The sequence below is a fragment of the Xylophilus sp. ASV27 genome (genome assembly GCF_016428875.1).
Lineage (GTDB): Bacteria > Pseudomonadota > Gammaproteobacteria > Burkholderiales > Burkholderiaceae_C > Xylophilus.
The window spans coordinates 1-26271 of record NZ_JAELTO010000066.1 but is presented as its reverse complement, the minus strand read 5'-3'; the positions used below and the strand labels follow the sequence as shown (position 1 = coordinate 26271).

Annotated in this window: 30 protein-coding genes and 1 pseudogene; 28 read left to right on the top strand and 3 right to left on the bottom strand. The window is 57.5% G+C overall.

Features of this window, described 5'->3' with window-relative positions; genetic code table 11:
* The 24 genes and pseudogenes from JHD63_RS24040 to fliP form a co-directional block, all read left to right on the top strand.
* Window positions 1-271, top strand: a pseudogene (locus JHD63_RS24040) (hypothetical protein); the annotation flags it as partial.
* Window positions 272-435: 164 nt separating this feature from the next.
* On the top strand, window positions 436-702 hold the full coding sequence (locus JHD63_RS14455; protein WP_198971521.1) for a flagellar biosynthetic protein FliQ: 267 nt from the start codon (window positions 436-438) through the stop codon (window positions 700-702).
* 6 nt (window positions 703-708) lie between these two features.
* Window positions 709-1578, top strand: coding sequence for a flagellar biosynthetic protein FliR (locus JHD63_RS14450; RefSeq protein WP_198971520.1), 870 nt, complete (start codon window positions 709-711; stop codon window positions 1576-1578).
* The gene (locus tag JHD63_RS14445; protein WP_198971519.1) at window positions 1578-2669 is read left to right on the top strand and encodes an EscU/YscU/HrcU family type III secretion system export apparatus switch protein; all 1092 of its coding nucleotides are present in this window, start codon (window positions 1578-1580) and stop codon (window positions 2667-2669) included. The genes JHD63_RS14450 and JHD63_RS14445 overlap by 1 nt, the downstream gene beginning before the upstream one ends.
* A complete protein-coding gene (gene flhA / locus JHD63_RS14440) occupies window positions 2666-4750 on the top strand; it encodes a flagellar biosynthesis protein FlhA (protein ID WP_198971518.1) in 2085 nt (694 codons plus the stop codon). Before JHD63_RS14445 ends, flhA begins: the two co-directional genes overlap by 4 nt.
* Before the next feature lie 25 nt (window positions 4751-4775).
* The gene (locus JHD63_RS14435; RefSeq protein WP_198971517.1) at window positions 4776-5618 is read left to right on the top strand and encodes a flagellar hook-basal body protein; all 843 of its coding nucleotides are present in this window, start codon (window positions 4776-4778) and stop codon (window positions 5616-5618) included.
* A gap of 52 nt (window positions 5619-5670) precedes the next feature.
* A complete protein-coding gene (gene flgG, locus JHD63_RS14430; RefSeq protein WP_198971516.1) occupies window positions 5671-6462 on the top strand; it encodes a flagellar basal-body rod protein FlgG in 792 nt (263 codons plus the stop codon).
* 8 nt (window positions 6463-6470) lie between these two features.
* Window positions 6471-7475 (top strand): flagella basal body P-ring formation protein FlgA, encoded by a 1005-nt coding sequence (locus JHD63_RS14425; protein WP_198971515.1) that lies wholly within the window; start codon window positions 6471-6473, stop codon window positions 7473-7475.
* Window positions 7472-8074 (top strand): flagellar basal body L-ring protein FlgH, encoded by a 603-nt coding sequence (locus JHD63_RS14420; RefSeq protein ID WP_198971514.1) that lies wholly within the window; start codon window positions 7472-7474, stop codon window positions 8072-8074. Before JHD63_RS14425 ends, JHD63_RS14420 begins: the two co-directional genes overlap by 4 nt.
* A 2-nt stretch (window positions 8075-8076) precedes the next feature.
* Complete coding sequence (locus JHD63_RS14415; protein WP_198971513.1) at window positions 8077-9228, top strand: flagellar basal body P-ring protein FlgI; 1152 nt, start codon at window positions 8077-8079, stop codon at window positions 9226-9228.
* Window positions 9229-9238: 10 nt separating this feature from the next.
* The gene (gene flgB, locus JHD63_RS14410; protein WP_198971512.1) at window positions 9239-9631 is read left to right on the top strand and encodes a flagellar basal body rod protein FlgB; all 393 of its coding nucleotides are present in this window, start codon (window positions 9239-9241) and stop codon (window positions 9629-9631) included.
* Between the two features lie 36 nt (window positions 9632-9667).
* The gene (gene flgC, locus JHD63_RS14405; RefSeq protein WP_198971511.1) at window positions 9668-10081 is read left to right on the top strand and encodes a flagellar basal body rod protein FlgC; all 414 of its coding nucleotides are present in this window, start codon (window positions 9668-9670) and stop codon (window positions 10079-10081) included.
* Window positions 10078-10425 carry a flagellar hook-basal body complex protein FliE gene (gene fliE, locus JHD63_RS14400; protein ID WP_370590517.1) on the top strand — a complete coding sequence of 116 codons (348 nt, stop codon included), beginning with the start codon at window positions 10078-10080 and terminating at the stop codon, window positions 10423-10425. Before flgC ends, fliE begins: the two co-directional genes overlap by 4 nt.
* 44 nt (window positions 10426-10469) lie before the next feature.
* The gene (gene fliF, locus JHD63_RS14395) at window positions 10470-11975 is read left to right on the top strand and encodes a flagellar basal-body MS-ring/collar protein FliF (protein ID WP_370590515.1); all 1506 of its coding nucleotides are present in this window, start codon (window positions 10470-10472) and stop codon (window positions 11973-11975) included.
* Between the two features lie 592 nt (window positions 11976-12567).
* The gene (locus tag JHD63_RS14390) at window positions 12568-13455 is read left to right on the top strand and encodes a FliH/SctL family protein (protein WP_198971510.1); all 888 of its coding nucleotides are present in this window, start codon (window positions 12568-12570) and stop codon (window positions 13453-13455) included.
* A complete protein-coding gene (locus JHD63_RS14385; protein WP_370590514.1) occupies window positions 13452-14891 on the top strand; it encodes a FliI/YscN family ATPase in 1440 nt (479 codons plus the stop codon). Before JHD63_RS14390 ends, JHD63_RS14385 begins: the two co-directional genes overlap by 4 nt.
* On the top strand, window positions 14891-15400 hold the full coding sequence (locus JHD63_RS14380) for a hypothetical protein (RefSeq protein WP_198971509.1): 510 nt from the start codon (window positions 14891-14893) through the stop codon (window positions 15398-15400). Before JHD63_RS14385 ends, JHD63_RS14380 begins: the two co-directional genes overlap by 1 nt.
* Window positions 15401-15735: 335 nt before the next feature.
* A complete protein-coding gene (locus JHD63_RS14375; protein ID WP_198971508.1) occupies window positions 15736-16548 on the top strand; it encodes a hypothetical protein in 813 nt (270 codons plus the stop codon).
* Window positions 16545-16946, top strand: a complete 402-nt coding sequence (locus JHD63_RS14370) for a flagellar hook capping FlgD N-terminal domain-containing protein (protein ID WP_198971507.1) — start codon at window positions 16545-16547, stop codon at window positions 16944-16946. Before JHD63_RS14375 ends, JHD63_RS14370 begins: the two co-directional genes overlap by 4 nt.
* 36 nt (window positions 16947-16982) lie before the next feature.
* Window positions 16983-18158: a flagellar hook protein FlgE gene (locus JHD63_RS14365; protein WP_198971506.1), complete on the top strand. Its 1176-nt coding sequence runs from the start codon at window positions 16983-16985 to the stop codon at window positions 18156-18158.
* Between the two features lie 13 nt (window positions 18159-18171).
* Complete coding sequence (locus JHD63_RS14360; RefSeq protein WP_198971505.1) at window positions 18172-19029, top strand: FliM/FliN family flagellar motor C-terminal domain-containing protein; 858 nt, start codon at window positions 18172-18174, stop codon at window positions 19027-19029.
* 49 nt (window positions 19030-19078) lie between these two features.
* Entirely contained in the window at window positions 19079-19486 is a 408-nt protein-coding gene (locus JHD63_RS14355) for a FliM/FliN family flagellar motor switch protein (protein ID WP_198971504.1), read from the top strand.
* Window positions 19483-19842 (top strand): flagellar biosynthetic protein FliO, encoded by a 360-nt coding sequence (locus JHD63_RS25000; RefSeq protein ID WP_198971503.1) that lies wholly within the window; start codon window positions 19483-19485, stop codon window positions 19840-19842. The genes JHD63_RS14355 and JHD63_RS25000 overlap by 4 nt, the downstream gene beginning before the upstream one ends.
* Window positions 19843-19868: 26 nt before the next feature.
* Window positions 19869-20612: a flagellar type III secretion system pore protein FliP gene (fliP, locus tag JHD63_RS14345; protein WP_198971523.1), complete on the top strand. Its 744-nt coding sequence runs from the start codon at window positions 19869-19871 to the stop codon at window positions 20610-20612.
* A 76-nt stretch (window positions 20613-20688) separates the two neighbouring features.
* On the opposite strand, the gene JHD63_RS14340 is transcribed toward fliP, so the two are convergent.
* Both JHD63_RS14340 and JHD63_RS14335 read right to left on the bottom strand, forming a co-directional pair.
* Window positions 20689-21123: a hypothetical protein gene (locus tag JHD63_RS14340; RefSeq protein WP_198971502.1), complete on the bottom strand. Its 435-nt coding sequence runs from the start codon at window positions 21121-21123 to the stop codon at window positions 20689-20691.
* 31 nt (window positions 21124-21154) lie between these two features.
* On the bottom strand, window positions 21155-21775 hold the full coding sequence (locus JHD63_RS14335) for a hypothetical protein (protein WP_233168166.1): 621 nt from the start codon (window positions 21773-21775) through the stop codon (window positions 21155-21157).
* A gap of 89 nt (window positions 21776-21864) precedes the next feature.
* Here JHD63_RS14335 and JHD63_RS14330 point away from each other — a divergent pair, with 89 nt between their 5' ends.
* The 3 genes from JHD63_RS14330 to JHD63_RS14320 are packed head-to-tail and all read left to right on the top strand — an operon-like array spanning window position 21865 to window position 25148.
* Window positions 21865-22671 carry a sigma-70 family RNA polymerase sigma factor gene (locus tag JHD63_RS14330; protein ID WP_198971501.1) on the top strand — a complete coding sequence of 269 codons (807 nt, stop codon included), beginning with the start codon at window positions 21865-21867 and terminating at the stop codon, window positions 22669-22671.
* Window positions 22672-22709: 38 nt separating this feature from the next.
* Window positions 22710-23861, top strand: coding sequence for a tetratricopeptide repeat protein (locus JHD63_RS14325; RefSeq protein ID WP_198971500.1), 1152 nt, complete (start codon window positions 22710-22712; stop codon window positions 23859-23861).
* A 21-nt stretch (window positions 23862-23882) separates the two neighbouring features.
* The gene (locus JHD63_RS14320) at window positions 23883-25148 is read left to right on the top strand and encodes a glycosyltransferase (protein ID WP_198971499.1); all 1266 of its coding nucleotides are present in this window, start codon (window positions 23883-23885) and stop codon (window positions 25146-25148) included.
* A 1-nt stretch (window position 25149) separates the two neighbouring features.
* On the opposite strand, the gene JHD63_RS14315 is transcribed toward JHD63_RS14320, so the two are convergent.
* Window positions 25150-25902 (bottom strand): SDR family oxidoreductase, encoded by a 753-nt coding sequence (locus JHD63_RS14315; protein WP_198971498.1) that lies wholly within the window; start codon window positions 25900-25902, stop codon window positions 25150-25152.
* A 101-nt stretch (window positions 25903-26003) separates the two neighbouring features.
* Between JHD63_RS14315 and JHD63_RS14310 the strand changes: the two genes are divergently transcribed.
* Window positions 26004-26271 (top strand): transposase (locus tag JHD63_RS14310; protein ID WP_198971497.1); only part of this gene is annotated, 268 nt, incomplete at its 3' end.

Here is a 26271-nt window from a genome sequence, read left to right as displayed (position 1 = left end):
GCGCTCTCAGGCGCTCATCACCCAGATCCAGTGTCCTGAATTCTTCCTGCGCCCAGCTCATCACTACCTGCTTCGTACGTCCTCGGGGACGCTATTGGACATCAGGGGAGATGTGTGTAATGGGATGCGCTATGTGGTCTTGTACAACCACCAGTTGCCGCAATCAGCGCTGGGCAGCAAGACGCCCATGCAGGCCATGAAAGAGTGGTACCAGGAGCGACCGGATCTGTTCAGCAAGCGGCCACATGACTGGCCGCGATGCGACACATAGGGAAATCCGGTGCATACATGAAATGTCACAGTTGCCATCTTTGATGTGCTTTGGCCACAGCCGCTTCGTTAGTTCTTTTGGGTTATTCCGCATGCTAGAATTTTCTGGCCTGCATAACTGGCGTAGCAACTAAGAGCGCCGCTAAAATTAACAAAGGTGAAGGGATGAGTGCTGATCTGGCTTTGAAAATGATGTCAGACCTGTTGTGGACGGGTTTGATGGTGTGTATGCCTGTGCTGGGTTTGACTTTGCTGGTCGGCCTTGTGATCAGCGTGGTGCAAGTCGTGACGCAGGTGCATGACGCGTCACTGACCTTTGTTCCGAAGCTTCTGACCGCGGGCATATGTCTATTGATGTTTGGTCCGTGGATACTTCGAAAGTTGGGGCAATTTGCCACCCAACTTTGGAGCGGTATTCCACAAATGTTCTAGCAAGATATGAACATTGCGGCCGCCTTGGATCAGCTCTTGAGGGGTGCTGCAACGCCAGCAGTTCATCTCTATCCCATTTTCTTGCTATCCATCCGAATCGCCGTAGTGCTCGCTATGACGCCGGTTTTCTATGCCATGCCTATACCATTGAGCATTCGTGCATTGATTGTCCTTGCGCTGGCGCTGGTGCTCGCTGCGGGCTTCTTGTCAGCCGGAACCTCTCCGGTCGATTTGCAGGCCGGCCATCTCATTGAGGCAGTATTCATAGAGCTAGGTTTGGGGGTTACCCTAGCCCTAGGGGTGCTGATGGCCTTTGCGGCTTTTGCCGTTGCGGGAAATTTGCTGGATGTACAGATTGGATTTGGCATTGCCCAAGTGTTTGATCCCGTGCGCAATCGAGCAAGTCCCTTATTGGTCTCGGCATTTGACTACGTTGCGGTCATCGTATTTTTCTTGGTCGATGGGCATCATGCCCTTTTGCGAGGAATTTCCTACAGCTTGGATGTTCTTCCAGCCGGGGTTGCTTGGCCCATAGAAGCATCGGTAGGCACCGTTATTCGGCAATTCACTGGATTGTTTAGCCTTGGCTTCGCACTGGCTGCGCCTGTGATTTTCTGCATTTTGCTAGTGGAATTCGCCTTGGCTACAGTAGCGCGCAACTTGCCGCAGATGAATATGTTTGCGTTCGGCATACCTGTCAAAATTGTGGTTGGTATCGCAGTGCTGTCTTGGTGGCTCGTAGGCATGAATGGTGCAGTGAACCGTATTTATCTCAGTATTTACAACACATGGGGTCAGTTGTTTTTGGACGTTGGGCGGCGGCCAGTATCTGTTGAACCCCAGTCTCCAGTGCCAAGCTTTGAAAGGCTGCACTAATGGCCGAGCAGGATCTTGATCGTGGTGAGGCGGCCACCCCATACAAACTGCAGAAGGCCCGCGAGAAAGGGCAGGTCGCCAAAAGCAATGACGTGACTTCGACAATCGTCTATGTGGCGGCTGTTGTTTACCTAACTTGGCACGGTTGGGACGCGGTGCGGAGTCAGTTTCGCTTTGACCAAATGTTGCTGACGCAAGTTGATCGTGCAGGCGGGGGTGTCGCAGTGCTCTGGCCCATCGTGGCGCGCATGGTTCAGACGACTATGGCGTGGGAAGCTCCGCTGTTGTTCACGCTCATGCTGGCTGCGGTTGTGGGCAACATTCTGCAGACCGGCCCGATACTGTCCTTTCACCCACTTAAAGCAGATTTCGATCGGCTCAATCCGGTTAACGGTTTTAAAAAATTTTGGACAGTCCGCACTTTGTTTGATGCGTTCCGCGCGTGCATCAAGCTCACTTTACTGACTGGCGTCGCCTACTACGCATTGGTCGACATGGCGCCGCAGTTCTTCAACCTCTCGAGCTTGTCGCCTCTAGGATATCTCCAACTTTTGCTGGCGGACGTCTCAAGCTTAGGCATGAAGATGATTCTCATATTGGTTGTCATTGCCGTTGCCGATTTCGTAGTTACTCGTCGCGAGTTCGCGAAAAAGATGCGAATGAGCAAGCGTGATATCAAAGATGAAGCCAAGCATCGCGATGGCGATCCACGGGTTCGTGCACGCATGCGTGAGCTTCGTCGAGAGATGCGCAAGCGGAGTCAGGCGCTGCGGCAGACAAAAACTGCGGATGTGGTGTTGACCAATCCTACGCATTTGGCAGTCGCACTGCGTTATGAGCATGGCCGAATGGAGTCACCGCAATTGGTGGCGAAGGGCGCTGGCCATCTGGCGGTGGTCATGCGTCAGATCGCGGCCGAGCACCGTATCCCGGTGGTGCGCAGTCCAGGACTTGCACGTCAGCTTTTCAAAGAACTAGACGTTCAGCATCATGTGCCGCCACAACTATTCGCAGAGGTAGCCCGGATCATTGTTTGGGTGTTTGCCATGCGTGAGCGAGGCGCCAGCGGCACAGTGGGATCTAAATCATGAAGATTCTGCGGGAAACTTTTGGACGGCACAGCGACGTTTCAATTGTGCTGCTGGTGCTCGGCGTACTGGTTGTGCTTTTTGCGCCCATTCCGAGTCCGCTGCTGGATTTTCTGATTCTTACCAATTTCAGTTTTGCGCTTCTGATCTTGCTGCTCACGTTTTATATGGCCAGGCCGGTGGAGTTCTCTACTTTCCCCTCGCTTTTACTGGTGGCCACCCTATTTCGTCTGTCGCTTAATGTGGCAGCGACACGATTGATCCTCTCTGAAGGTGACGCCGGTCGCGTGATCGCCGCGATTGGTTCATATGTGGTGGGTGGGAACTACGTGATTGGCCTGATCGTTTTCTTGATCTTGATCGTGGTGCAGTACGTAGTGGTGACTAGCGGCGCGCAGCGGGTGTCGGAGGTTGCCGCACGGTTTACGCTTGATAGCATGCCTGGGCAGCAGATGAGTATCGATGCAGACCTGAATATGGGTTTTATCGATCAAGCCGAAGCGCAGCGTCGCCGCAAGAATGTGGATAAGGAAGCGGCGTTCTACGGAGCGATGGATGGTGCAAGTAAATTCGTCAAGGGCGATGCTATAGCTGGCATCATCATTTTACTGATAGATATCATCGGCGGATTAGTGATTGGCGTAATGCAGCACAAAATGGCCTGGGATCAGGCATTGCAGCGCTACACCTTGTTGACTATCGGTGATGGAATTGTCACCCAAGTGCCCGCGTTGGTGATTGCGGTGGGTACCGGCATCATCGTCACTCGTTCGGCATCAGATGGCAACTTGAGTCAGGAGGTTTTGCGGCAGATCACCTCATTCCCAAAAACGTTACTGCTAGTCGCTGCCGCGCTTCTGGGGCTCCTGATATTGCCTGGCATACCAGCGTGGCCGGCACTATTTCTGATCTGCATGGTGGGTGTGGCAGCTTGGTTCGCCTACCGTGCTGCCGCCGAGCGGACTGCAGATGAATCGATCAATGCTCCGGAGGATGATATTGGTGAGGCTGCTGCAGCACCTGCGCAGGATCCGTACGCATTATTACCTGTGGAACCAATTGAGGTCCATGTCGGGAGCCATTGGATTGGATTGGTAAACCAACCAGGCAACGTGTTTATGGAGCGCATTACCACGTTCCGTAAGCAGCACGCGCAGGACTTAGGGCTTGTACTGCCGCGCGTTCGCTTCAAGGACTCAGCCCGATTGGGCGCTGATCGATATGAGATTCATTTGGATGGAGCCGTCTGTGGCCGTGGCGAGGCGCGTTCGGACCGCTTGCTCGCGATCCATCCCACCGGCAAAACCGACATTCTTGCTGGAGAACCAACTAAGGATCCGACCTATGGACTGCCAGCGCTGTGGATCGAAGAGCAGCAGCGCGATGCCGCCATAGCGGCCAAATTCACGATCGTTGATGCGCCGACGGTATTCATGACCCATCTCACCGAGGTCCTGAGGCGTGAATCTGCAACATTGCTCACCCGCGCAGAGACGGATCGACTACTTGCACGCGTACGCCAGACTCAGGCTAGCCTCGTTGAGGAACTGATTCCCACGGTGCTATCAGTCAGCGATGTCCAACGGGTGCTGCAAAACCTGCTGCGCGAAAAAGTGTCAATCCGGCACATGGAAGCTATCCTCGAGACCCTAGCTGATGCGGGGCGTCAGTCGAAGGATGCGAGTCATTTGACGGAAATGGTGCGTAATCGCCTAGGGCACGCTATTTGTCAAAGTTTGCTTGGAGATGCCAATGCGCTCCACGTGATGACGCTCGACCCTGTGGTGGAGAGTCAGTTTATGCAGAGTATGCAGCAGGCTCGCATATCTCGACCGGAGGAGGGCTCGCAACTGCCCGCATTCGTGCTGGAACCACGTCTGGCCGAGCAGTTCATCACGCGGCTACTGCAGACCGCAGAACGAATGATGAAAAGCAATTTGCTCCCCGTGCTGCTCTGCTCCCCGGAACTCCGGCGCCACGTTCGGGCTTTGTCGGAACGGGTGCTTCCGCATTTGCGGGTGTTATCGATGACGGAAATTCCCCACAGCGTCGAACTCAAGTCCTACGCGGTCGTTTCCCTCTGATCCCTGTTTTCCTACATTACCTACCATGCAGCAAATCCTGGCTCTCGGGCTGAAATCGATGCGTGACGACACGCTGCGTCTCGACTACGTCGCCGCGAATCTGGCGAATGCGATGACACCCGGCTACAAGCGTGAGGTAACGGTCGGAGTAACGGTTCCGTTGGTCAATCCCCAATTCTCCGCGATGGTAGATGGCTTACATGCAGGCTCTAGCTCATCAGCCATCGCGAATTCCTTACCACCCTTTTCGCCTTCGATGCTGGTACAGGCCGACGTCAGTGTGGGGACCTTGAAATCTACCGGGCGGGGACTTGACTTGGCATTGGCCGGACCTGGGTATTTCGAGGTATTGACGGAAGCCGGTCCTGCCTACACGCGGCAGGGTGATTTCCGAATAGACGGGCGTGGGCGGCTCGTGACTGCAGCGGGGCAGTTAGTGATGGGGCAAGGTGGAGAGATACGGCTTAACGCAGCTGAGCCGGTCATTGATGCCGCCGGCAATGTCTTCGAAAGTCAGGGTGCAGCAGCGGCTTTCACCGACGGAGGTAGCGGAAAGGCTCTCGGCACGGGCATGCATCCAGCGGACGCGCAGCCGGTAGCGCGGCTCAAAGTTGTGCAGTTCGACGATCCGAAGGCTATTCAACGACAGGGAGGAGGCTTGGTGCAAGGTGCAGGAGTTCCCACGCAGATGAAGGATGCTGACATCCAAGTACGCCAAGGCTACCTGGAGAACTCTAACGTGAGCGCCATGCAGGAGATGGTCCAGATGATCCAGACGATGCGGCACTTTGAGTCGATGCAGAAGGTGGCGATCAGCTACGACGATATGACCGGTCAGGCTGTTCGCAAGCTCGGCGACCTGGCCTGACAAGCTTTAGTCCGACCCAGCCCTTACCTCTAATACATTTCTGTGAGACTCTATGTTTGATGCACTCTATATTGGCGCGACGGGTATGCAGGCCCAACAACTCAATGTGGACACGATTGCCAACAACTTGGCGAATGTGAACACCACCGGCTTCAAGAAAGGCCGGGTCAACTTCTCTGATTTGATGGTGCGTGACGCCTCTCGACTTATGTCTAATGCAGATGGTGAAGTCGATCTGCTTGCACCGTTCGCGCGCGCGGGTATGGGGGTGGGCATTGCCGGTGTTTCCAAGATGTTCGACCTTGGAGATTTAAAGCAGACGGGCTCTGCCTACGACTTGACAATTCAAGGCGACGGATTTTTGGAAGTGTTAATGCCGGACGGTAGCAGCGCTTACACCCGGGGCGGTACGCTCAAGATCAATGCAGACGGCCAGTTGGCTACCCAAGCTGGTCATCCGCTCAAACCCAGTGTCACAGTGCCAGACGGTACCCAGAAGCTGACGATCACCTCTAGTGGTCGCGTGCAGGCGACCGTTGCAGGCCAGGCAAACGCCTCCGAAATCGGTCAATTGGAACTCGTTCGCTTCGCGAATACCCAAGGTTTGTCAGCTCAGGGCGATGGGCTTTACCGGGCCACTGATGCATCTGGGGCTGCGATCACTGCCAAGGCTGGCGAGGATGGCGTCGGCACGCTTGCCCAAGGCGTGCTGGAGGGCTCAAACGTGAAAATGGTAGACGAGATGGTCAATCTGATGGTCGCGCAGCGCATCTATGAGGCGAATGCCAAGTTAGTGCAGGCGTCAGATGAAATGACCGGCATGGCCAACGGCCTGCGCAAGTAGTGCCTTCTGTGTCATTCCTGCTCAGCCTTGGCGTAGCGGTGGCATTACTGCCTGTTGCCGCTGGCGCCGCCGTTGATGCGGGTGAGGAGCTAGCACCGGTTCTGCGTATTGAGATGCGTTCGCAGGTACAAGTGCACGGCCCACGAGTGAGGCTTGGTGACGTTGCCATACTGTCGAGCCCGAGTCTGCCGGTCTTGCAACGGGCTCTATCGCTGCCAATAGGCCAAGCACCGAGGGTTGGAGAGACGGCCATTATAGAGCGAGAGCGCATCGAGCGTTGGTTGCGGATGCGTGGCTTGTGGGGTGCAGGGGTGCAATTGCATGGCGCTTTGGATACGGTTGTGAGCGCGGAAGGCCGTGCTATACCCGCTGAGGAGATTGTGGTTGTGGCACGCACTGCATTGATGGCACACCTGAAGTCGGCTGCGTATCCGTTTTCGGAGCAACAGATTGAATTGCAAGTGGTATCGCAGCCTAGTGATTTTTTGCTTCCGAAGGGGGGCACGTTGACGGCTCGACCTCTCGGCAATGCCCCAATAACTAAGCGCATGCTGGTTTGGGTGGACGCGTCATTTGATGGACACTTCGTGCGTGCCGTGCCTATCCACTTCGAGGTCGATGTTTATGCCGGTACCGACATGGCCTCCGAGAAATTCAATACCGGCAAGGGAAAGCGGGTCGACTCTACCAAACAGAGCTTTGTAGATCCGGCCTTGCCTTCCGGTCTGGCGTCTGGCGATATGACTGCTACAGTAAACCGCAGCGAAGAGCATCTACTTGGTGCTCGGCTGGAAGAGTCGGCCATTACCATCAATTCGCGAAAAAAGCCCGCTGTGGCGCGTGGCGAATGGGTTAATCTGGTCTCGCATCAGGGGCTGGTGACGCTCGAAAGTCGGGTTGAGGTGCTGCAAGACGGCCAAATTGGGCAAACTGTTCGAGTGCGTCAAGCAAACGCCACCGGGGTGGTGCTGGCGCGAGTGAGCGGTCCTGGGCAATTGGAGATGAAACCATGAAGATGTTCCCTCGTGCAAGTCCGGCGGCGGCAGTGGCGGTGTGGGTCACATGTTTACTCTCCGTTGCGCCGAGCGTATTGCGGGCAGAAAGTCTTTATCAAGCACAAAACTTTCGTGCACTGACTGCAGACCGCAAGGCTTACCAAGTCGGCGACGTGTTGACTGTGCAGGTCTTCGAAAACTCAACTGCGACGTCTAGTGTGGATACCGATACGCGCCGCAAAAATTCCTTATCTGCCCTGCTTAGCCATGGATCGAACACCGTAGGGCAGACTGCGGTCGGGGTAGGGGGGGATTTCGATGGCGGCGGAAAGACGCAGCGCACTAATCGTGTATTGGCCACGATTACTGTCACTGTGCGGGATGTACTGCCCAACGGCGACCTTAAGGTGGCTGGCGACCAGCAACTGACTGTGAACCAAGAGCCGCAGAAGGTGACGCTGGAAGGGCGTGTGCGACCGGTCGATATTACCGATGGCAATGTAGTGATGTCGACACGTCTTGCGGACGCGCGGATCACCTATGTAGGCGAAGGGGACTTGGCTGAGCGCAACCGCAGGCCGTGGTGGCGCAGTTTGCTGGATTGGACGGGATTGTGAGCATGAACTGCAAACGCTTTCATGCTGGGTTACCCAAGGCTCTGCTCATCGCTTGCGCGTTTTCCTTTTGCGTCTGTACGAGCACAGAGGTTATTGGGGCAGAATTTGTGCGCGTTAAGGATCTCGGCAAGCTCCAAGGTTGGCGCGATAACGTCCTGGTCGGCACCGGTATCGTTTCCGGCTTGGCGGGAACCGGCGACTCGCCTACCAACCGCGGCATGCGTCAAGCCCTGTCGAATGCGCTGTCGCAGTTCAACCTCACGGTGCCGCCCGAGCAGGTGCAGAGCCGCAATGTGGCCGTGGTGATGGTGAGTGCGGTGCTACCGACGTTTGCTCGTGAAGGCGATGCATTAGACATCACAGTGACATCTGCTGGGGACGCACGCAGTCTGGTTGGGGGCAGCCTGTTGCTCACTCCTTTGAAGGGGCCCAATGGCAGGGTCTATGCACTTGGTCAGGGCGCGCTGTCGGTTGGGGGATACCGCTATGACGCTAACGGCAATGTGGTCCAGAAGAACCACCCAACCGTGGGTTCGGTACCCAACGGGGCGATTGTCGAAGTGGGGGTGAGTGCCGAAATGTTGTCGAAGGCCAATGACATCACCTTTGTCCTGAATGAGCCCGACTACACCACAGCCAACCGGGTTGCCGAGGCGATTAATGGTCAGCTTGGTGCACCGCTCGCGCGTGCCCGTGACGCTTCAGGTATTGAAGTCGCGGTACCCGAGGACGATCGGCAACGATTGGTACATTTTGTTGCGCGACTCGAAAGTGTCACTGTGGAGCCGGACAGGCGTGCACGTGTGGTAATCAACGAGCGCACTGGAACGGTAGTCTCTGGAGGCGATGTCCGCATTGAACGCGTCGCAATATCGCAGGGTGACCTCAAGCTATCGATAAGCAGTCAGACAGCTGCTTATCAGCCGACAGGCATTATCGGACCGGCCAACCCCGGCATCCGCACCGCAGTAGTCACTAATACCCAGGTTGATGTGTCGGAGCCTGGTGGTACAGGCTATGTAGATGGTCGCAATACCGTGTCTGATTTGGTGCAATCACTTGCACGGTTGAAGACCAGCACCCGCGACATCATTTCAATTCTTCGGGCCGTGAAGGCCGCGGGTGCATTGCACGCTGAACTCATAATCCAGTAGGTAGTAAATTATGATTGAAGGTTCCGAGGCCATTACCTTGTCCAGTTTGTCGCTTGCTCTGGATGCCGCCATGCAGCGGCAACAATTGATCGCGAGCAACATCGCTAATGCTAATACTGAAGGCTATGTCGCGCGCCGTGTCGATTTCGACGCCTACCTAAAAGATGCACGGTCACAGTTGATGGATTACGGCCGTATAGATGCAACCATGATGGCCGATCTCGCTGCAACGCCTCTTCCGGTTCGACCATTGCTCTCAGCGGATGGATCGCCTGCAGCCGTACAACTAGACGCGGAAGTCGCCGAGATGGCACAAAACGCCGTGCAATATCAGGCGCTACTGAAAGGATTATCAAGACAACTCGGAGTTATTGCTACTGCCGTCAGTGATGGTAAGCGCTGAAGTCGAGCATCCGCGAAAAACAACAAACAGAAATTTATGGACTACTCGAATATATTTGCGATCAGCGCCGGAGGAATGACGCTTGAGCGCACCCGCGTAGAGGTGGCAGCGTTGAATCTGGCGAACGCTAATACCGTTGCCGCGCCGGGTACTACCCCTTATCGATCTTTGCGTGTGTTGGCACAGGCGACCTTCGGTGATGCAGTGTCACAGGGACTGGCAGCGGCGACCGTACAAGTCGAGCCGACACAGCAAGAGCCGCGGATGGTCTACGAGCCAGCCCACCCGATGGCTAACCCCCAGGGCTTTGTCACATATGCTGGAGTGGACACCGTTACCGAAATGGTGACACTGATGAGTGCTACTCGATCCTATGAGGCTAATGTTGCTGCGATGAACTCGACCCGCAATCTGGCTTTGAAAGCGCTGGATATTGGAGGCAACTCGTGAGCGCCGTGGTGGCAGCCATTGCGCCAGTGGGGCGGGGTATCAGCGAACCTTCATTAGAAGTACAGCACCCCTCCCTGACGTCGGCGATGGGACACCCGCAGGCAGTCGCGGCTCAGGGCGGCTCTACAGCCTTTGGCGATTTGGTTGCACAAGGGCTTGGGCACGTAAATCAGCGCCTTCTGGCCGATCAGGTGGACTTGCAACGACTGTCCGTTGGCAACGTGCATAACCTTCACGAAGTGATGATCCGGTTGGAAGAAAGTCGCCTTTCATTTCAGTTGCTTATGCAAGTGCGCAATCGGGTTCTGGAAGCCTACCAAGACGTTATGAAGATGCAGGTTTAGGGCGCTTCCGTCATATCGACTCCATTAATGCAGGATTAAATGTCGTGAACGAGTTTTGGCAGGGTTTGGGCCGCGGTGTCCGCATGGGCTTGGTGACCTGCGTCGCGTTGATCGCGATCGCTACCGGGGTTGCAGCATGGTGGTTCCTCCACACTGACTATCAGGTGCTTTTCTCAGACCTCCGGCCCGATGACGCCGCGGTGATGACAAGTGAACTTGACAAACTGAAGGTGCCCTATCGTCTAGATGAGGCGAGCGGTGCGATCCTGGTTGATCGTGCGCAGGTACACGCTACCCGCATCAAGCTCATGGGAAAGGATATGCCGTTGCACGGTGCGGTTGGCTTTGAGCTCTTCAACAATACTGACTTCGGCATGACCGAGTTCGCGCAGAAGATCAACTACCAGCGAGCGATGCAGGGCGAACTGACACGCACCATCCTTTCGCTTTCGGAGGTCCGGGACGTGCGAGTTCATTTAGCACTGCCGGAGCAAGGATTATTCAAACAGCTCACGGCAAAACCCAAGGCGGCTCTCACGTTGACGATGCGTGAGGGGCAGTCGTTACGCCCGGAACAGGTGAGCGGCATTCAGCGGTTGGTTGCTGCTGCCACGCCGGGCATGACGCCGCAGGACGTGACCGTGCTCGACAAAAAAGGTGTTGCTCTCAGCCGCTCCAGTGAAGATGCTTCCGACTCTGCTGCTGGTGGCAATGGCACCGGCCGATTACAGCTCAAGAAGGAAACTGAGGATCAGTTGGTGCGCAAGGCTGCTGCGGTTCTCGAGCAGACCTTTGGTGCCGGTCAAGCGCTGGCTAGCGTGGACGTGGTGTTGAATATGGATCAGGTGCGCACCACGACTGAGGACATCATCCCCGCTCCGTCTCGGGCTACTGACAGCAAGGGCGTGATGGTCAAGGAGCGCGAGTCGGTGCGAGACGGTAACACGGTGCCATTCGACAACGCTCGCAGCGCTAGCGGGGTGATGGGCGGCAGCAGCACTCAGCGAGATGTGGACTACCAAGTAGGCCGCAGGGTTGAACAGGTGGTGAGTCCCGCAGGCGCGGTACGTCGTATCCAGGTGGTGGCTGTGGTGCGACAGTCTCTGGAAGTGCAGCAGGAGGAGCAACTCAAACGCTTGCTGGCTGCAGCAGTAGGTGCCAATCCAGAGCGTGGCGATACAGTAGTGGTTCAATCGATGCGAACCTTGGCTGTGTCCAAAGGTGCGGAGCACGACTCTGTGGACTCCCCTGCCGCAACTTCGGCGCCCCATATGGTAGGGAAGCCTGCTGAGAGCGTTGCCCTTAGCACTGCGCCGGATCAGGTCATCATGCTGATTGCGGCCCTGGCTGTCCTGGTGTTGTTTGGACTGCTCGTCACGTTGGGCTTGCACCGTCGTCGTGCTGAAGGCAACGATTCGTCAGTTCGGCCAATGGGCGAGACAGAACGGCAGGCTGCCCTGCGGCAGGTGCAGGATTGGATGAGCGCAGAGAACATATCCAATGTGCCGTCATCTGGTGCAGGTCGACAGCCGTCTGGGTATTCCGCATGAAGTTTGCAGATCTTGCAACTGCAGCCCAGGGGCATGGCGAGCGGCAGGCTGCCTTGATCCTGTACGGGCTGACAGCGGTAGACCAAGCTTGGCTGATAGCTCAGCTTGCTCCTAGTCAGCAGCAGCGCTTGCGCGAACTGTTGGCGGAACTCAAGGCGATGGGCATAGCGTCCAATGCAGGCCGAATTTTGGCAACTGTCAACGCCACGCCTCAGTCGGATAGGGCGGCGCTAGATGATCATGCCTTTCTGATGCAACTCTCTGCAGAGGCTGTCACCACACTCTCGCTCGCCTTGAGGCGGGAGCCGGCGAGCTTGGTGGCACAGTGCTTGGCGATAGCGCCCTGGCCTTGGGCTGCGGGTTTACTTGAGCTACTGCCAGCAGTGCAGCGTCGCCAAGTTGAGGATTTGCGTGCCCAGACAGCAGATATCTCCATCGTTGCGAGCCGGGCTGCGGCGCTAAGGCGAGCCCTGCGTGGCTGGTGTTCGTCAAAAGAGCGGCCAGCGCTGATCGAGACCGCAGCAAATGACCAAGGGCTCAGCGCTAATTTACGGCAGTGGTTTGCCAGCCGGTGGCGTCGGAGCACACGCCCATGAGCAACCAACAGCGGGTCTTGCGTGACCTCGGCACAAGTGCCGAGCTTCGACGGTTGCCTCGTCGGCCGCCAACGAGCATCACTCCGGCAAGCTTAGACGTTTCTGCTGCGGCATGCTCGAATGGTGGCAACGGCAGACCGCAATTAGGCGAGTCAGCCAAGCTATCTGCACCGAGCCACTCTACCAGGGAAGATGTGCAGCTATTGTGTCGAGCCGCCTATGACGAAGGGCTGGCTCACGGCCAACGGATTGGTTACGAACACGGTGTTCAGGAGGGGCGGCAGGGGGCTCAGCATGAGATGCGCCAAGCAGCACAGGACTTCGCGACCGCACAAGTGAGTGCGGCGCTGGCCGAAGCTGAGGAACAAGTGCATCGGCACACTCGACAGTTGCATGCTCTTTGGGAGCGTAGGTTGGCGCTCCTGGAGGCCGTATTACAACAATTTCAGAATCATGTGCATCATGCAGTGGTCGATGCTGAGGACGAGATGCTTGCGCTGGCCTTCGAAGCTTTGTGCCGGATGCTTGGCAAACAAGTGGCTGACCTTCCAGGGCTGCGCAGCCAGTTGCAAACCAGCCTTGAGGCTTGGCATGGTCGAGCGCCGCTGAGTTTGCATCTGCACCCCGACGACTTGTCTTTGCTCCAGTCCGATCCCGAAGCCGTCAGTATGCTGAGAGGCGCAGGTTTCGGCGCCGGGGGGAACTCGCTGTCTTGGGTTGCCGATGCGGAGGTCGCCATAGGCGGATGCATGCTGCGCTCGTCCGAAGGTGCGTTGGACGCGCGGCTCGAAACTCAGCTTGATGCGCTGAAATCCAGCCTGCTGCGCACCCGCGCTTTGCGGCGTACACCCGGACTGGCAGACGCCGCAGGACGCGCCACATGATGCCCTCGTCTCAACCTAGGCATACGGGCTTGCTGAGCGACTATCGCACTGCGGTGAGACAGACCGAATTGTCGCGCCGTATCGGTTGGGTCCGGCAGATGCAAGGCTTGACGATTGAGGCTCAGGGCCCTGACGCGAAAGTCGGGGAGTTGTGTCGAATCGTGTCCCGTGGGCACTTGGGCAACAATCCTGCAGGGCACCTTGAGATGGGCTCAGTAGTGGCTGAGGTCGTTGGCCTCAAGCCTGGGCTTCTTACGCTGATGGCTTATGGCAGCATGCAGGGCATCTCTGCGGGCGATGAGGTGATAGCGCTCGGGAGCCAGTCCACCATTGGGGTCGGTCCTGCGCTGCTCGGACGGGTAATCGACGGATTCGGTCACGCGCTTGACGAGTTGCCTGACCCGGTTGCACAGGCACAGTGGCCGCTGCACGGAACACCACTCAACCCGATGCGCCGTCCTCGTATTCAGCATCCGCTGCAAACGGGTGTTCGCTGCATCGATGGACTGCTTACAGTCGGCCTTGGGCAGCGCGTAGGGATTTTCGCAGGCAGCGGGGTTGGAAAGAGCACGCTCCTCGGAATGATCGCCCAACATGTCACCGCCGATGTGAATGTTATTGCCTTGATCGGCGAGCGCGGCCGCGAAGTCCGGGACTTCATCGACAAGCAACTTGGACCGAGCGGTCTTGCTCGTTCCGTTGTCGTTGTCTCGACATCCGACCAGCCGGCGCTGGCACGAACCCGTGCCGCCTACGCATCTGTGGCGATCGCCGAGTATTTTCGTGATCAGGGTCGCCATGTCCTCCTTACTATGGATTCAATCACTCGTTTCGCGATGGCGCGGCGAGAAATCGGACTGGCTGCAGGCGAGCCGCCTACCGCACGCGGCTACACACCGTCCGTGTTCGCAGAGCTCCCGCAGTTATGCGAGCGATGTGGCACCGATGCTTCTGGCGGCTCCATCACGGCGCTACTGACCGTGCTGGTGGAGGGCGACGACATGAACGAACCTGTCGCCGATAGCGTTCGCTCTATCCTTGACGGACATATCGTACTGTCACGCCACCTCGCTCATCAAGGCCAATACCCAGCTATCGACGTCCTGAAGAGTGCGAGCCGTTTACTGCCAGATCTCGCCACGGCTGCTGACCAGAAACTGGTAGTCGAGGCGGTACGCCATTTGGCGCTCCTCGAGCGGAATCGCCAACTTGTAGACATTGGTGCATACGAGAAGGGCACGAATCCTGCGCTTGACGCTTCATTAGCATTGGAAAACAGTCTACAGGCATGGCTGCGTCAAAAGGAGGGAGGCGAGCCGCGGGAGGTCGCGCTGCAGAAGCTGCACAATCTGCTGTCGGTGCCCGGACCTATGGCATGTGAAGATGGCTCGCCAATGGCTTCGCCCGCTACGGTTCGCAGCAAAGGAGGCCACTGATGAGTAATTCGAGCACATCCACTACTGCTGATGTCCGTGGATTTTCCTACTCGCTAGCGCCTTTCTTGCATCAGCAAGAGTGGCGAATGGATAAAGCGCGCAATGAGCTTGCCAGGATCCAGCGGGAAATCACCGCGGTCGAAGCGGAGCGCGAGCAACTGGATGCTATGACGCAAAACTGCGCCGCTGAGCTTCAGTGCCGATTCAGCAGTCATGCTGACATTGATGGATACAGGCGTGGACTGGCTTACTTGGCGTTATTGCGACATCGGGTCATGGCGTCGCAGCAGAGGCATGGATTATTGCGCAGCCGGCGTGCGGAACTTCAGTCTGAAGTCATTGCGCAGCAGCGCAAGCTCGATGGTCTAGAGCGACACCGTGCTGACGAACTGCAGGTATATGCACAAGAAATCGAGCGCATTGCCTCTGCCGAGGCTGATCGGGATTGGATTGGTCGCGTGAAAAGACCAACACTGCCCCTGCTGGTTGTTCGAGAGGGCCACCAATGATTCCGTATGAAAACTCCGGCGCCAGAGTCGTTCTCACCGAATCCCGGCGACCAATCCCTGGCTCTTCTTCAGCCGCTGGTGGCTCATCAAGCGATACGACGGCGCGCCAGGCTTGGCAGCGCGCGATGGAGCAGGCTCAGATGTCCTGCTGGTTCCAGCCTTTTGAGGCTCCAGCCACGACTACCTCCCCAACGGCTAGTGCAGTATCTGGCGGGTCTGATTCCGCGCTTGACCTGCCTTACCGGCAGCCGCGACCGGTAGTGCACCTCGTATCTCCGGAGACGCTCACAGAGGAAAAGCTCAGGCCCGACACACGGACCCGGCGAACGAATGTCTTGAGTGCAGAAGACCTCAAGGCTGAGCAACCGCCGCCGGCGAGCGGGGATGTGACAAGTGTGCTTTCTGCAAAGGAAACTGGTGGCACCACGCCAAGCGACATAGGATTCACGTTGCGCGAAGCCTTGCAGACTGCAGCCGATGCCAGCCATCCACCAGTTATGCAAGGCATTTCCTGCTTGTCGTCATGCGCAAGCAAGTTGCTTCCCTCAGAAGGTGAGGGACAAGATGACCTTCACGTCTCCCATGCTGCTGCAGTCGGCGCACACTTGATCAACTCGGCCAGCCAAATGCTGTCAGCCGACGAGCCCGCCATCATGCGGATGGTGACGGCATCCGCAACCGTGGCTGAGAGCCCGCCTTTCGTTGGCATGGCTATGGCAGAGCAGCCCGTACCTGCCGATTTGGCGGAACTGCTGACTTCGCCTGCCACGCCGGATCGCTTCTCTGACCTGACAGATGTACTTGGTCCGTCCAGAACGATCTCTGCAAGTGCACCCGCATCTGCTCGGTTGCATGCGCAATTGGGCCCCGAGGGGGTCGAACTCTGGCTCGGTCTCGATGGTACTGCTCAGCAGGTGGCGCAGCAGGCAGCGCTCATCGTGCCGCAGCTCTGCGCTGCGCTTCAACTTCAGGGGCAGCGTTTGAATCGCGTGATATGCAATGGCCAACTGGTGTGGGATGCTGCCGACTCACGCCAGCAGACCTCAAGCCCGCGTTTCTCCAGCTTGCTCGGCTCGCCCACGTCGGAGCCGTTCCTTGCACCGTATTCCAGCTCCATCTTTTCAACACTCTTTCGGGAGACTCCATGAGCATCCAAGGCATCAGCTCCACCACTGCCACGCTGCAGCAAAGCAGCCTGACTCAGCAGGATTTTCTCAAGATATTGCTTACGCAGTTGACCTATCAGGATCCGATGAAGCCAATGGACAACCAGCAGTTCATGGCGCAAATGGCGCAATTCACCAGTTTGGAGCAGACCCAGCAACTCAATAGCAAGATTGCGACCTTGATTGGCAACCAGTCCGCGTTGCAATCTGTCGGACTATTAGGTCGCACCGTCGACGTGATGACTACTACGGGTAGTACGGTCGCTGGTACCGTAACTGCACTTTCGCTTTCGGGTGACTCGCCACAAATCACCGTGCAGACCACCGTCAATGGCACGCTTACTGGCGTCAGCCTCAGTCAGATCTCCGCAGTGCGTTGAGCACTGGGCCCCACTCACTGCAGAAAGATACACACCATGATCGACTCCATCTATGTGGGCATGTCCGGCCTCGCTGGCTTTTCCAGCGGCTTGCGTGCCATTGCGAACAACACGACGAATCTGAACACCCCGGGCTATAAAAGCACGTCGATGCAGTTCTCAGACGCCTTTTATTCGCGCAGCAGTTCTAACGGCGGCAATAGTGGGCAATTGGGCTACGGCCTAAGCACTGCTGGCACTGCCCTGTCCTTCAAGCAGGGGGAGATGCGGCAGACGGGCAATGGCTTGGATCTAGCGATTGACGGTGAAGGCCTCTTCACTCTGAAGAACCCTGATGGCAGCACTGCCTATAGCCGAGCTGGCCAGTTTCACTTCAATGCCGACGGGGTATTGGTCAATGCTGCTGGTGCCAAGGTCTTGGGGTTGGACGCCAACGGTGTCATGTCGGAGATCAGCATTGCTGGTATGAAGACTCAGCCGGGCAAAGCCTCCAGCGTGCTGTCCTTCAATGGCAATGTGTCGCCTGCCTCCGCCACGCAGAATATCGCTGGCGTCAAGGTGATCGATGCTGCAGGCGGAGAGCACACGCTTAGTGTGAAACTGACCGATACGAGTGCGACGACCGCCGGCAGCTGGCGTGTGGATTTACTCGAGGGCAGTTCCGTGGTCGGGACGGGACAACTGGTGTTTGATAACACAGGCCGCCCGACCGCTGCCAGTGCAAAAGTCTCCATGAGCTATACCCCCGCTGGCCAAGCTACGGTGCCACTGACGCTTGACTTCAGCACAGACGTGACTTCGAACAGTTCGAAGTCGGTCAGCGCTATTAATTTCTCGAAGCAGGATGGCTACGCATCAGCCGACCTCACCTCCACAGCCTTCGATGCTACAGGAGTCTTGATCCTGACTTATGCAAACGGAGAAACGGCTAAAGGCTCGCGTCTTTCGCTGTCGCGCTTCGACTCCACTGCCACAGTGCGTGCGATCGGTGACAACGAGTACGAAGCCACCGACAGTAGTGGCTGGCATGCAGGCACTGCAGGCGGCGCCTTCGGTTCCGTCAAGTCTGGCTTTGTTGAGCTTTCGAACGTTGACCTATCGCAGGAGTTCAGTGACCTCGTCATCATGCAGCGTGGCTACCAAGCCAGTTCGCAAGTAATAACCACCGCCAACGAGATGCTGCAACAACTGTTCTCAATGCAAAGCAAGTAGCCTGCGCGATCCGATGCACGACACCTATATCGATAGGCCTGCCCCATCTCCGGGGCTGTTATCACCCATGGCCTCACAGCATCTCGCCCGTGAACTGCTCTGCTGGAGCGTGGCGGCGCAGTATGCGGTCTGTTCGTTGCTGCGGAAAAAATTCGAGTCATGGCTTGACCGCTGGGGTCTGAAAATTGATGCCGAAACGGAATCTGTGCGACTGGAAGCTGCAGATACCTCTCCTGCCTCGTTGCTCGGTGGTCCCGAAGCGAGGGCGCTGTTGGCGACCCAGATGTTTGGCGAATCCGCCCAGACTGCGCGTCCCGGTGCGTCCTACCAAGATGGCGTAACGCCGATGGCGGCACAGATCGCGTCCGATGCGTGGGACGATTGGTGCAGCGTACTTTCCAGTATGGGAGTAAGGCAAGGATCGGACCGAAGCGTGGTGGAGGTTAGCGTTGCGAATCTCACCGCGATGGACGCCTGGCAGGGGCGACTACATTTTTCCTTCGCTTGGTGGGGGCCACGATGGTGGCTCACATTGGATGCAGTATCAGTGGAGAGCTTGCTTGCGCAAGCGGGTTTTCAAGCATCACCGCCTGTCGCAACCATGCCGGCAGCCGCATGCATCTCGCCAGCGCACGCATTGCGCTTCCATCATCTGCCGATTCGCATTGAACTGGAGTCGGTGCAGATCAACCTCGGTCAGCTTGAAGATCTTGCGCTGGGTGATGTCATCCTTTTACCGCATCGGCTCGATGCGCCTGCGAAGATGCTGCTCGACTCCCAAGGTACTCCTGCACAAAAACTTTGCTCCGTTTGGCTTGGTCAATGTCGAGATCGCCTAGCCTTGGAAGTCACTGTTGCGTCAGATCTCTGAAAAACCTTCGCCCTTTCACCTCGTAGTTACGTAACCTCCACAGCAATCCATGCCAGCGCCAGTTACGCATGCGGCTCCTGCCGCCCAAAATCGCACAACCGACAGTTTCGACCTGCCGCCTCAGGCGCAGGTGATCGCGCTCGACGATTTCTCCGACACGGTGGATCGCGCTTCGACGGGCGGAAAAACCGTGATCAATCTGGCCGATTCCTTGCGCAACGTTCGTACGACGCTGCAGGTTTGTGTTGGAAGCGTGTCGCTGACCGTCGGTGAGCTGATGGGGGTGGTGGAACGCCAGGTGATCGTATTGGACAGAGGAGTGCATCAACCAGTAGATATCATGCTAGAGGGGCAGGTGGTGGCGCGTGGGCAGTTGGTGGCAGTGGGGGACCAATTTGCCGTACGCATCACAGAACTCCCAGTGCCCCTCGGACTCACTGCACCGGCCGCACCATGACGCTTCCCCTGAGTATTCCCCTGAGACGAGAGAGTGAACACGGCGGGCTGGATTGGATGAGCGGTGAAACAAACGGCTTTATTCTGGTTGTGCTCCTGCTAGTAGGCGGAATATGGCTGGCTTGGCTTGCCTGGCGTCGGCGTCGATTTAGCGCAGCCACACTGGGTCGTCTTTTCAAGGCCTCCGACAGGCCGCGATTGCAAGTGGTACATAGCGCACGCTTGACGCCGAAACACAGCGTACATGAGGTGCAGTGGCAAGGACGCAGTTTTCTACTCGCGTGCGCTGAACAAGACATATCTCTCATTGCAGAAGCGCAAGTTACCGTGGCATCCTCAACGGCCGAGCCTACATGAGAGTCCTCTCTTGCTCCCGTTCGGAGATGGTGCGCATATTTGTGCGTGGCACGGCCATGCTGGGACTTCTACTGGGTGCGCTCGGTGCTGGTCTGGCGCATGCACAAGCGTCCCGCGCTGGTGTAACTGCAGTTCCGTCTGCGGAAACAGCGCAGGCGCTACGCATAGTGCTCGGCTTGACGTTGCTGGCCGTCCTGCCCGCGATGCTGGTATGTCTTACCAGCTTCCTGCGCATCATCATTGTCCTTTCGATGTTGCGCCACGCGATCGGAATGAATGAAACGCCTCCGAACACCGTGCTGATAGGCCTGGCGTTGTTCCTTACGCTCTTCACCATGTCACCAGTGCTTGAGCAGATGAACCGCGAGGCATTTCAGCCCTTCATGGCCGGGCGACTCGGGATAGGGGAGGGCTACACCAAAGGCGTTGCGCCGCTGCGTGAATTCATGGTGCGGCAGACACGTGAAGAGGATCTTGCGCTCATGGTGGAACTGTCGAAGGCCGAGACACCCACCTCGATGGACGACATCAGCAACGTCCAATTGGTACCGGCTTTTATGCTATCGGAACTGCGTGCTTCGTTCCAGATAGGCTTCGTGGTGTTTCTGCCGTTCCTATTGATCGATCTGATCGTGTCGAGCTTGTTAATGGCTCTAGGGATGATGATGATGCCGCCGACCACCATCGCCCTACCACTGAAGATCCTGATGTTCATCCTGATCGACGGCTGGAGTCTATTGCTCAAGGCCTTGGTGGGAAGCTTCCACTAATGCAAAGAAGAATGCCTGCAGGGGGCGGCATGCTGGTTACGCTCGTTCTTTCGGCCAATCACAGCGCGGAAACTGCTCAGCGCATAGCGCGCTTGTCTGTTGCACGATATGCCTGCGCTAGCAACACATCCGCTGTGCGAGCACAGGCCCGGCTTAGGGCCTCGTCCTGCTCCATGAGTGTTTGCACTTGGTCGACCAGCGTAGAGAAGGAGGGGTCGGACTTGAGGTTCTCTCCCAACTCCTGTAGCAGCACGGCTTCAAGGAAAACTCGAAGTACCTTACGTTTGCGGCCGGGATTGTCTGGCGGGATGCTGCGTACGGCTATGCCGATTCGCTGCTGCAAACTGGCAGCAGAATCCGCTTCTTCCCGAGAGTCCAGAGATACTTCGGTAGCGCTCTGTGTCTCCGAACTTTTGCGTGCTGCCTTGGTTATGTCGGCATTGGACAGCCGCAGCGCATTCAACTGCCCGCGTATCAGCAAGGCCAGCTGCGAACCTTCGATACGTGACATACAGGGTGTTCCGGAAAATTGTTGGGTACTATCAGTGCGCAGGACCTGGCTGTTGGTAGTTTGCGAGCAGCACGTGCGAGGTCTCCAGTTCTTGATCCGTGCTGTCGATATGTGCCTCTGGTTTGATAGCCGAAGGCTGGAGCGCATCGATACGGGCGACTACTTGCTGCATGTCCGCGTTCAACGCGGGATTTTCTTTGTTGCATATCAGCCCTCGGGTGATGTGGTCGCGGGCTTCGATGTATCGCGAGTGGGCCAATGCGTCAAATCCAGTGACGAAATGCCGAAGAGCATCTGTGGGTTCCAGTTCCTTGAGCGGTTGCCAAGTCAGAAGTGCGAGAGCCTCCCGGTCCGAGAAGTACTGGAGCAAGCCGAGCTGAAACCGCGCCATGTTCATGTCAGGTTGGAGCAACAATGCATTGGCGAAACTGTGTTCCGCTTGTTCGACCAGCCCCAAATGCGCCTGTTCTGCTGCCAACAGATAGTGTGGAATAGCGGAGGATGGAGCCAGTTGCGCTGCGCGTTTGAAGAGTTCGATGGCTGTGGCACTGTCTCCCGCAGCGCTGGCGGCAAGCGCCTGCAGGATGTCTGGCGAGAGGGAGTCAGAAGCAGGGCTCATATACCAAATGATGGAGAGGCGGAATTGGGCCATTGTCGCCGAATTCGCGCGTCATGCTGCTTGTTGGCTGGTGCGCCCATCCTGCGACTGGGGTGCTGGGCCGCGCAGAAATGAGGACAGTCGTGACGCCAGTTCCAGCGGCTCCCTACGGAAATCCGGATTTGCAAGCGCTAGCCCTGCAGGGTGCTGCAACGGAGGTGCCGCAGGCGTCGGAGGCCGATCCTGAAGTGTCGCTATGGCAGCGCTTCGTGAATCTGCGGGATATGGAGGCTCGGGAAAAGCTGATATTGCTGCACCTGCCCTATGCCAGAGCGCTGGCGGCGGGCCTCTACAAAATCCACAGCTATCACGAGACGGAGTTCACCGAGTACGTGCAATTGGCGACGCTCGGACTCATTGAATGCATTGACCGGTTCGACCCGTCGCACGGTGTCAAATTCACGACTTATGCTTATCTGCGAATAAGGGGGGCGGTCGGTGACGGTCTTGCGCATATCAGTGAGCGACAAGAACAGTTGAGCCTGCACCAACGGTTGGTGGCAGAGCGTGTGCGCGCCGTCAGAGCAGCCCATGCGGTGGATTTGGAGAGCTGCGACGACGATCAACTGCTGAATCATATGGCGGACATCAGCGTCAGCTTGGTGTTGAGCACGATGCTGGCGGATACGGCGCTGATGCAGCAGGCGGACAGTGCACTACCCGACCGGTCCTACGAGTCAGTCGCACTCAATCAAGTGATGGCACGCGTGCACGCATCCCTTGATCAACTCACTCCACGGGAACAGTCGGTGGTGCGCTGCCATTACCTTCAGGGCATGACCTACGAACTGGTGTCACAGACGCTTGGTATCACGCGTGGCCGTGTTGCGCAGCTTCATGAACAGGCGCTGCGCAAGCTGCGCAAACTGATAGCACCGGAGTCCTTCTAGCCGATGCTGAACCTTTCCTCATCATAGAAATGACCTCAATGCCTTCTTCTCCAACCCCAAGTCAGGTTGCGCTCGCGTCCGCCCCTTGGGCTACGTTGGCCAAGCTGTTGGAAACAGATCCCAGCAACCTGCGTTTGCGCGCCGAGCTATTTGAGCGGGCGTTGGCTGCTGGCGCTCTGGACGTTGCGGCGTCTGCGCTAGATGGTGCCCTTGCGATCGATCCCTTGGGGGCCGAATTGCGGCACAGAAAGGCCGTACTGTCTATGGCGCGTGGTGATTGGCAAGGCGCAGAGGCACAGCTTCAAGGGTTGATCAATGAAGGGCAGCACGATCCCGGACTGCGCTACAACTTGGCCTATACCCACTTCGCACTTGGGGAATCCGCCTTGGCGAATGCCCTCCTTGTCGAGCTGATGCAGGAGCAACCTGCTGATTTGATGGACCAAGTCCTGACATTGCGCCTTCGGTGCTTGCACCAGGAACACAAGCTGCAGGAAGGCGTTGCCCTTTACCAGCAGTTCGAGGCGCAACATGCGTCAGCCTCGACGGCTGGAACTGCCGCGCTGATGGCCGTCGATCTGGGCCAGCCAGCCCTTGCAAATGCATGGGCTTCGCGTGCTCTTGCAATGAACCCGCAGCAGCATGAAGCACTGGTTGCCAAGGGGTCGGTGCTGCTTGGCGAGCGTCAAGGCAGTCAAGCGTTGCCTTTGTTAGTCAGGGCTGAGCGGGGGCACCCGAGGGATGGACGAACACTTTCTGCGCTGGGCCTAGCCCACATGCTCAATGGCAACTTTGCAGAAGCCCAGATGGTCTTGCACCGCGCGGTGCAGTTCATGCCGGGCCACATTGGCACTTGGCATGCGATCGGCTGGTGCGCGATATTTATGCGTGACCTCGCAGCCGCGCAGTTGGCGTTTGAGGAGGCCATCTCGCTTGACCGCAATTTTGCCGAGAGCCAGGGTGGCTTGGCTGTCACGCTCGCGCTGCGCGGGCAGGCGCAATCAGCGCGCGAGACTTTGCGCCGGGCTGAAGGGTTGCCAGGACGCAGCGTCAGCGCAGACTACGCCGCTGCGATCCTTGGCGGTGAAACCCAGGATGCAGAGCGCTTCGAGAAGATGGCTAGACGCATCTTGGGTGCTCAGCGCGATGCTGAGGGCCGCTCGCTCGCCGATCTCATATTGCGTCCCTGAGGGCCGAAGGTGCAGTCAAAAATGGTGGGGATTGTTACATCTACCAAGACGGTCAATTCACCTCCAGTGCGCGTCCTGGCTGTCGTGGAGTTGGGCAACAACTGGGGGCATTTATTGCGCGTGCTGCCGGTTATTGACAGCCTGTTGGCCGAAGGGCATGAGGTTCTGTTTGCGGTGCCCGACGTCGGCAAGGCACGCTTGGCATTGCAGCGATCTGACATCGCATTGGTAAAGTGCCCTGGCGCCTTGGTCGCCGCCCAAGTCGGGGCCTTCGAATATGAGTTCTATGCGCAGATCCTGGAGCGTTGCGTATTCGGCGATGACCAATTGCTGGCGCGTTCGATTGCGCAATGGGACGAACTGCTATCCACATGGCGACCCGACGTCATGCTGACCGATTTCGCCCCGGGGGCGCTCTTTGCCGCACGCCTCCATCAACTGCCGGTAGTCCAGATTCCAGTGGGCTGGGAGGCTCCTCCACTGGAGTCTGCACTTCCGGTCATTCGTCCTTGGAAAAAAGTCGATCCTGCCGTGATCTCTCGATATGAAGATCGGTTGCGCATGCGCCTGAATCTTTGGTGCGATTTGCGCGGGGCAAACATGCTCGAGGAACTGTCCGACCTTTATGCCATCGGCACTCAATTGCTCACCACATTCCCCGAGATCGACTGCTTCGGTCCGCGCTGTGCAGAGGTCAACTATGTGGGACCGATCATCACAGTGGACCGGGGTATACCACTCGATTGGGCTAGTGATGCACGAAGCTCCGGCGCACCATTTCGGGTACTTGTCTATCTGAAACCCAGTCCGGCGCTGGTGCCTGTGCTCATGTACCTGAGAACCGTGATGCGGGCGGAAATCATCGCAATTCTGCAGGAACTGCCGCCGATTGTGGTCGGGCACCTGCGCAGCGTGGGCATTCGTGTCGTTGATGCTGCCGTTCAGTTACAACGCTTGCTTGCCGACGCCCATCTGGTGGTCAGTAATGCGGGACACGGCGTGGCAGCGGCTGCGTTGTTGGCAGGGGTTCCTTTACTGACCATTCCTTTGACGATCGATCAGTTTCTTTTGGCTTCCAAGCTGGGCTCCACCGGCGCAGCAGTAGTAATGCCTGACGGTGAAGCCAGTCTGCGACTCAGCGATGGCACCGTGGCCCAATTGCTGCGCGAGGGGACGTATCGCAAGGCCGCAAAAGAATTTGCTCAGCGCTATGCTGGACGGTCGCAGCATCGCACGATAAACGCCATCGTGCAGGCGCTTCTGGATCGTGCTCGAACGCGAGAGTGAGTCAGTACTGCGCGACACCGCCGTCTATCGCAAACTCCGAACCATTGACCCATCGGCTTTCGTCCGATGCCAAGAACACAGCACCGTGGGCGATGTCCTGCGGTGTGCCCAGTCGACCGGAAGGAACTCCGCGTTCTAGCATCACGTACATCCGCTCGGCTTGCCCAGCAGGGGCCATCGATTCAAGCATCGGTGTTCGGGTTGGCCCCGGACTAAGCACATTGACCCTAATGCCGCGTGACCGCAGTTCCAGCATCCAGCTACGTGCGAAACTCCGTACCGCTGCCTTGCTCGCGCTGTAGGCACTCAGACCCGGACTGCCGCGTGCAGTGTTACTGGATCCAGCCAAGATCACTGATGAACCGTCGCGTAATAGCGGTAGCATCGTTTGGACCGACAACACTAGACCTTTGATGTTGGTGCCGAGTATCAGATCAAGGTGAGCCTCGCTCATCGCGCCGAGCGGCGCCTGTGATACGGCTCCGGCGTTGGCGAAAAGGATATCGATCCCCTCTGCGCGTGCTTGCAACTGGTCCCGTAGGCGTTCCATGTCCGCTGATCGAGTGACATCCGCTGCAAAGCCTGTCGCGCCTGGCCCCAGTGCCTGCACCGCGGTAGCTAGGCGAGCAGCATGCCGCCCAGTGATGTAAACCTTCGCGCCTTCCTCGATAAAGCATTGGGCAACGGCTATGCCGATACCGCCAGTGCCACCCGTGATGAGTGCTGTCTTTCCCGCAAGTCTCTTGTTGGTCATAGGCAATCGTAATCTGGCTCTGGATGTGTTGCTATGGAATGTCTGCGTAAATCGCGCCGCGATGTGCTGATCAGTGCAAGTGCGCGAGGACAATCGACGCGATGAAACAAGCCGAGCTGGGCCTGAATTTGACGACCAAGCGAACGCGCAAGCGCGAGTTCCTGGCGAAGATGGAACGCGTGGTGCCGTGGGCTGCTCTGGTGAGTCTGATCAGACCGTACGCACCCGACGGTAAGCGCGGCCGCCCGCCGTTTGCCTTGGAGACGATGCTGCGCATCCACTTCATGCAGCAGTGGTTCACGCTGAGCGATCCGGCGATGGAGGAGTCGCTGCACGATGTGCCGCTGTTGCGCGAATTCGCAGGCCTGA